At 33.9% G+C, this 7188-nt stretch carries 7 protein-coding genes; all 7 read right to left on the bottom strand.

Annotated features, from left to right (window positions below; translation table 11 throughout):
• Positions 1-32 precede the first annotated feature (32 nt).
• On the bottom strand, positions 33-1952 hold the full coding sequence (gyrB, locus tag NC797_RS16600; RefSeq protein ID WP_272437933.1) for a DNA topoisomerase (ATP-hydrolyzing) subunit B: 1920 nt from the start codon (positions 1950-1952) through the stop codon (positions 33-35).
• Positions 1953-2025: 73 nt separating this feature from the next.
• Entirely contained in the window at positions 2026-2310 is a 285-nt protein-coding gene (remB, locus tag NC797_RS16605; protein WP_272437934.1) for an extracellular matrix regulator RemB, read from the bottom strand.
• A complete protein-coding gene (gene recF, locus NC797_RS16610) occupies positions 2310-3437 on the bottom strand; it encodes a DNA replication/repair protein RecF (RefSeq protein ID WP_272437935.1) in 1128 nt (375 codons plus the stop codon). The genes remB and recF overlap by 1 nt, the downstream gene beginning before the upstream one ends.
• Positions 3438-3537: 100 nt before the next feature.
• Complete coding sequence (gene yaaA / locus NC797_RS16615) at positions 3538-3756, bottom strand: S4 domain-containing protein YaaA (RefSeq protein WP_272437936.1); 219 nt, start codon at positions 3754-3756, stop codon at positions 3538-3540.
• Between the two features lie 133 nt (positions 3757-3889).
• Positions 3890-5026: a DNA polymerase III subunit beta gene (gene dnaN / locus NC797_RS16620; RefSeq protein ID WP_272437937.1), complete on the bottom strand. Its 1137-nt coding sequence runs from the start codon at positions 5024-5026 to the stop codon at positions 3890-3892.
• Between the two features lie 182 nt (positions 5027-5208).
• Positions 5209-6558 (bottom strand): chromosomal replication initiator protein DnaA, encoded by a 1350-nt coding sequence (gene dnaA / locus NC797_RS16625; RefSeq protein ID WP_272437938.1) that lies wholly within the window; start codon positions 6556-6558, stop codon positions 5209-5211.
• Between the two features lie 423 nt (positions 6559-6981).
• Positions 6982-7188, bottom strand: a 207-nt coding sequence (locus tag NC797_RS16630; protein WP_272437939.1) for a hypothetical protein, incomplete at its 5' end; no start/stop codon positions are given.

Here is a 7188-nt window from a genome sequence, read left to right on the forward strand (position 1 = left end):
GACCCAAGTATCCTTATTTGTCTTTCCAATTTTTATACATCAAGATTTTTTACATATTGTGCATTGTCTTGTATGAAGTTCCTTCTTGGTTCTACTTTATCTCCCATCAAAACATCAAAAATCTGATCTGCGTCCATTGCATCTTCTAATTCGACTTGTAACAATGTACGTGTTTCAGGATCCATTGTTGTTTCCCAAAGCTGTGTCGCATTCATTTCACCAAGTCCTTTATATCTTTGCAAGCCTGGCTTTGGTGAGTTTGGAATTTCTTCCATTATTCGATCCAATTCTTTATCGTTGTATGCATAATAAACAGCTTTACCTTGTTGAACCTTATATAGCGGAGGCTGTGCAATGTATACATATCCATACTCGATTAATGGACGCATATATCGATAGAAAAATGTTAACAATAATGTTCGGATATGTGCTCCATCCACATCCGCATCGGTCATAATTACAATTTTATGGTATCTTGCTTTTTCAATATTAAATTCTTCTCCAATTCCTGTGCCTAACGCTGTAATAATCGTCCTTATTTCATTATTAGATAAAATTTTATCTAAACGTGCTTTTTCAACATTTATAATTTTTCCTCTAAGTGGTAGGATTGCTTGAAAATGTCTATCTCTTCCTTGTTTAGCCGATCCACCTGCTGAGTCTCCCTCAACAATATATAATTCACTTATGGAAGGATCTTTTGATGAACAGTCCGCCAGTTTTCCAGGTAGATTAGAAATTTCTAAAGCACTTTTGCGTCGAGTAAGCTCACGCGCTTTTTTAGCTGCGATTCTTGCCCTTGAAGCCATTAGTCCTTTTTCAACAATTATTTTTGCTGTATCAGGATTCTCAAATAAAAACTGGGAAAAGGAGTCACTAAATGCTGAATCTGTAACAGTCCTCGCCTCACTGTTTCCAAGCTTTGTTTTCGTTTGACCCTCAAATTGAGGGTCAGGGTGTTTGATAGAGATGATCGCAGTTAACCCTTCTCTAACATCATCACCAGTTAGATTCGGATCATTTTCTTTAAACATATTATTTTTTCTTGCATAGTCATTAATAACTCTCGTTAATCCGGTCTTAAATCCTGATTCATGTGTTCCACCCTCATATGTGTGGATATTATTAGCAAAAGAATAAATATTACTTGCAAATCCATCATTGTACTGAAGCGCTACTTCTACAGAAATTTGTTGTTCTTCTCTTTCCGCATAAAAAGGTTCATGAAGAGGCTCACGATTTCGGTTTAAATGTTCAACATATGAACTAATTCCGCCTTCGTAATAAAAATCAGTTGGTTCTAAATCATTGCGTTTATCCTCAAAGGTGATCGTAATACCTTTGTTTAAAAAAGCCAGTTCCCTTAAACGCTGTGAAAGTGTATCATAATTGTAGGTTACGGATTCCGAAAAAATTTCTGGGTCTGGTCGAAAGTGTGTTTTCGTTCCCGTTATGTCCGTATCACCTATAATGTTTATCTTACCTTGTGGTACACCTTTTTTAAATGCCTGATAATGTATTTTCCCATCACGATGCACATATACTTCCAAAATAGTGGATAGTGCATTCACAACGGAAGCACCTACACCGTGTAAACCACCAGAAACTTTGTAGCCACCACCACCAAACTTCCCGCCAGCATGTAATACCGTCATAATTACTTCTAATGTTGGTTTTCCCGTTTTTTCATGTATACCGACTGGAATACCCCGTCCATTATCTATTACCGTAATACTATTATCCTCTTCAATGACAACTTGAATGTGATCACAATAACCTGCTAATGCTTCATCAATACTGTTATCCACGATTTCCCATACCAGGTGATGCAATCCTTTTTCACTTGTTGTCCCAATATACATTCCTGGTCTCTTTCTTACTGCTTCTAAGCCTTCTAACACCTGTATTTGATTTTCATCATAAACTTGTTCATTTGATAGTTTTTCTTCCATTGCCAACTTGCTCACCTACATTTCATAAAAGGTATTCAACATGTTTATTACAAACTGTCCGTCACTTTTAACATTACTCATCAAATAGCTCTGAGTAATCCTCTAATTTACTAATCGTTGAGATCATACTTGCCCTTTTTTTCAGTGTCAGTACGGATAAAGGGCTAAAGTATATATATTCATTTGTGATTACGATAGATTTAGGACTTTCTTCTGATGGGTCTAATACATTATTATTTTTTCTTTGATTCGTGATCATCTCAGCAACGATCGATGAAGATGAAATCAGATCATGTTCGACAATAGCAACCACTTCCTCCGACTGAATAACATGATCTCCACCAATATGAATAAACATTATTCTCCCTCATTTCCTTGAACAACCATTCCATTTTTCACTCTAAACAGCTCCGCCTGTACAAGTGTTTCATGTTTTATGCCGTCTACACTTGTTGTGGAAACAAAAGTCTGAACTTTACCTTGAATCGTATTTAATAAGTGTGACTGTCGAAAATCGTCTAGTTCACTTAATACATCATCAAGAAGTAAAATTGGATATTCGTTTACTTCACTATAAATTAGTTCAATTTCAGCGAGTTTTAAAGATAGGGCTGTTGTACGTTGTTGGCCTTGTGATCCATACGTTTGTACATCTTTTCCATTCACGAAGAACATTAAGTCATCACGATGTGGACCAAGAAGTGTTGTTCCACGTTCGACTTCTTTATTTTCTATTTCAAAAAATTTATTTTGGTATATATTTCTTATTTTCTCCTTATTCCAGTCTTCTGATACACGAGCAGACGAATCATATGTAATTTCTAACGTTTCTTTATGTCTGCTTATTCCTTGATGAATTGGAGTAGCCCATTTCCGCAATAGATCTAAAAAGAGAAACCTTTTCTCATGAATAATTGCAATATGATCTAAGACTTGATCTGTTAGCACGTGCAGCATTGTTCGATCTAGTTGCTTATTCCGTTGTAAATTCTTTAATAGTGCATTTCGTTGTTTCAAAATCTTTTGATATTGTCCTAAATGATAAATATAGGTTGGTTGAATCTGACCAATTTCCATGTCAATAAAACGCCTTCTGATTTGAGGACTACCTTTAACAAGATTTAGATCCTCTGGTGCAAACATTACTACATTTAATGCACCAATATAATCACTAAGGCGTTTTTGTTCTAAATGATTAAGCTTTGCCTTCTTACCTTTTGCAGAAAGGACAATTTCTAGTGGAAATGTTCGTTTACGTTTATGAATGTTACCTTCTATTGTAGCATATTCTTTATCCCAATGGATAAGTTCTTTATCTCGAGAGGTTCGATGTGATTTTGAAAACGCCAACATATAGATAGATTCCATTAAATTTGTTTTACCTTGAGCATTGTCCCCAATTATAACATTAATTTTATCATGGAAAGATAGGTGTAGTTGCTCATAATTTCGAAAGTTTCTTAAGTTTAATTGGTTAATATACATTGGGATTCCCTTTCAGTACGCGTTCAAAAAGTTGCTATTCATTTGGTGGAATTTTTGAATATCCTCTTTCATTGGAAAATTAGACGATCTGCTTTCGATACTATTCTGCTGTAATAGTAAAAGAGCCAGATTCTTTACAATCTATTACATCTCCTGGATATAATTTTCTTCCTCTACGATTTTCAAGAGTACCATTTACATATATCTGATATTCGGATAAAAAATGTTTAACCATTCCACCAGATTCTACAATATTCACCAATTTCAAAAATTGACCTAATTGGATGTATTGTGTTTGAATTGAAACTTCTTCTTTCATAAACGATCACCTATCTTTTTTAGTCTCTTATTTCATTTTACTAAACATCATCAAAGAAGAAAAGTCTGTCGGTACCATACATACAATTAAAAACCCTGACGAAAGATGTAGCTTTGTCAGAGTTCAAAAGAAATTAGTATGTTCGGACAGGTAAAATTAGTTGTAAAATTTGATCGTTTTCAGTTGGACGAATGATAAAAGGTCGCATTGCACCTGTGAATTCAATTTTGACTTGATCACTATCAATTGCTTTTAGTGCGTCTAGCATGTACTTGGAACTGAAAGATATTTTTAATTCTTCTCCATTTATATGTTTGGCAGTTACTTCTTCCAGGACACGTCCGATTTCAGGTGAATTACTACTTACTTCTAATTGATTGTTTGGCTTTGTCACAAGTTTTACCACGTTATTTTTATTTTCTTTCGCTAGAAGTGATGCACGATCTATCGCTCTAAGCAGATCATTCGTGGAAACATAAACGATCGTTTTGCTTTGTTCAGGTATTAATCTAGAAGTTTCTGGGTAGTTTCCGTCTAATAATCTTGATAAAAAATAAACGTTTTTTGTTTGAAACATTATTTGATTTTGCATTATACAAATATTCACATTTTCCTGTGTATCCCCAATAATTTTATTTAATTCATTCAAACTTTTCCCTGGTATGACAACACTTGAAAATCCCAAAGTTTGGTTTTCAAAAGGAATTTGCCTAGATGCTAGACGATGACTATCTGTTGCAACAAAGTATAAGTTATTATCGATAGCTTTCACGTTAACTCCAGTTAAGATCGGGCGCGTTTCAAGTGTGGAAATGGCGAATGCAGTTTGTCTGATTAAATCCTTTAGCATATCACTGGGAAGATCGAAGCTGTCCTCATTATGTATTTGAGGTAGCATTGGATATTCTTCTGCATCTTGTCCATTCAAACTAAATTCGGCACTTCCAGAACGAATTGTTACTTTTAGTTTTTCATCTACTTCTAATTCTACAGTCTTGTCGGGTAATTTACGTATGATTTCTGGAAAATATTTAGCCTGTAACACAACACTGCCAGTTTCAATTTGCTCAACGTAAACAATGCCATTTTCTTCTATCGGAATAAAGGATTCAATTGAGATATCAGAATCACTACCAGTTAGTTTAATACCATTGTTTGTTGCTTCTATTTTTATTCCGCTTAAAATTGGAATTGTTGTCCGAGAAGATATTGCCTTTATAACATTTTGAACACTTTCCATTAACGGTTCGCGTTGAATGATAAATTTCATAAAAATCCTCCTAGTGGAAGTTCTATATATTATTTTTATTTATAAAATATAGTAGTAATAGTAATAGGGACTGTGATTATGTGTATAACTCTGATTTTATATGAATCAACAATCAATTTCGCTGTGGATAGATTGTTGATAAATCAGATAAGTTATACACGTTATTCACATGTGGATAACGATTATGTTTTTAATCTTTCTTTTATTTCTTCAATATCTCTTTGAAGTATTTGATCATTGCTTACCATTTTTGAAATTTTTTCGTGTGCATGAATTACTGTTGTATGATCCCTTCCACCAAATTCCTCTCCAATTTTAGGCAAAGAAAAGTCGGTCAATTCTCTAGATAAAAACATAGCAATTTGTCTGGGAAAGGCTATTGATTTTGTTCTTTTTTTGGCGGAAAATTCTTCAAGTTTTACATTATACTTTTCTCCAACAACTTCTTGAATCGCTTGAATTGTCACTACTTTTGGTTTTGAACTTGGAATGATATCTTTTAAAGCATCAGCTGCTAAAGGAGCATCAATATCATTATTAATTAAAGACGAATAAGCAACAACTCGGATCAATGCTCCCTCTAATTCACGTATATTTGTATCGATTTGGTTTGCAATATAAAGCATCACTTCATTAGGAATGTCCAATCCTTCTGCTTTCGCTTTTTTTCGGAGAATGGCAATTCTTGTCTCTAAGTCAGGTGGAGTTATATCCGTAATTAGACCCCACTCAAAACGGGAACGTAATCGATCCTCTAGAGTCGGAATTTCTTTAGGTGGTCGATCACTAGAAATGACTATCTGCTTACTTTCCTCATGTAATGTATTAAATGTATGAAAAAATTCCTCTTGTGTTTGTTCTTTTCCAGCTAAAAATTGAATATCATCAATAAGTAGAACATCAACATTACGATATTTGTTGCGGAAGTTTATTGCTTTATTATCTCGAATGGAATTAATAAATTCATTTGTAAATTTTTCAGACGACAAATAGACCACTTTTGCTGAAGGGTTATGATCCAATACATAATGACCAATCGCGTGCATTAAGTGTGTTTTACCTAAACCAACACCTCCATAAATAAATAATGGATTATACGCTTTAGCAGGAGCCTCAGCTACAGCTAGAGAAGCTGCATGTGCAAATCGGTTTCCAGAACCAATAACAAACGTGTCAAACGTATATTTTGAATTCAGCATACTTTTAGGATAATCGTCACTATCATTTTGCCTGAATTTCGATACCTTTTTAACGGATGGTTTTTCTTCATCTTCTTCACGGTACGTATCTGGGATAATGAATTTTGTTTTTAGTTTAGCTCCCGTAACTTCATATAATGCATTAGAGATGAGCTCCGTATAACGATTTTCTAACCAATCTCTTGCAAATTCATTAGGGGCAGAAATAATGAGGGTATCGTCTTCTAAACTACTTGCTTTTGTGTTTTTGAGCCAAGTATCATAACTGGGTTTACTCACTTTGTCTTCCATTGACTTAAGAGTATTCACCCATAGTTCCTGAATATTTTCCAATCTAAAGTCACCCCTTTCGTTCGGATAGCAAGGTAAAAAAGAACTCTATTGATTTAAACAGAGTCTTTCTAGTAAGTGTTCGTTTCAATTTTTAAATGCATGGATGCAAGGCCTCAACAATGTACTTTTATTTTGGAATATAAGTGTGCCATTGTGGATAAAAAATAGGCTGATAGTATGAGTTAAAAAGAGTTATCAAAGTTTTCCACAGCAATGTTGATAATATCAATAACAGGTATGTGTGTAAATGTCCACACATTATCCACAACCTGTGGAAAACCCGTTTTTTAGTGAGGTTAAATTCAATGTTAAAACACAAATATAATACCAAATAAATATAGATATAGCAATGGTTTTTCGACAGTTATCCACAATAACTACAGGTTGTAGATAATTTTTATCCACACTACTATATTTTGTGATTTATTTGTCGATAAATGTTGTGGAAAGAATTTTGATGAAGAAACATTTTCCACAACTACTGTGGATAGATAAAAAACCAACAGCACTGAAGAGTAAAAAATTTTTCGAGATAATTTGATAAAATACCAACCCTAAATATGCTAAAAATGGTAAAATTGAGTGTAATAAATGCTGATAAATGGCGTATTTTAGGGGGGAATGAAAATT

The sequence above is a fragment of the Terrihalobacillus insolitus genome, from assembly GCF_028416575.1.
In the GTDB taxonomy this organism is placed as follows: Bacteria; Bacillota; Bacilli; order Bacillales; family Amphibacillaceae; genus Terrihalobacillus; species Terrihalobacillus insolitus.

Coding starts and splice junctions, on each gene's coding strand:
- gyrB (WP_272437933.1), bottom strand. CDS start 1,952: ATGGAAGAAAAACTATCAAATGAACAAGTTTATGATGAAAATCAAATA.
- recF (WP_272437935.1), bottom strand. CDS start 3,437: ATGTATATTAACCAATTAAACTTAAGAAACTTTCGAAATTATGAGCAA.
- dnaN (WP_272437937.1), bottom strand. CDS start 5,026: ATGAAATTTATCATTCAACGCGAACCGTTAATGGAAAGTGTTCAAAAT.
- remB (WP_272437934.1), bottom strand. CDS start 2,310: ATGTTTATTCATATTGGTGGAGATCATGTTATTCAGTCGGAGGAAGTG.
- yaaA (WP_272437936.1), bottom strand. CDS start 3,756: ATGAAAGAAGAAGTTTCAATTCAAACACAATACATCCAATTAGGTCAA.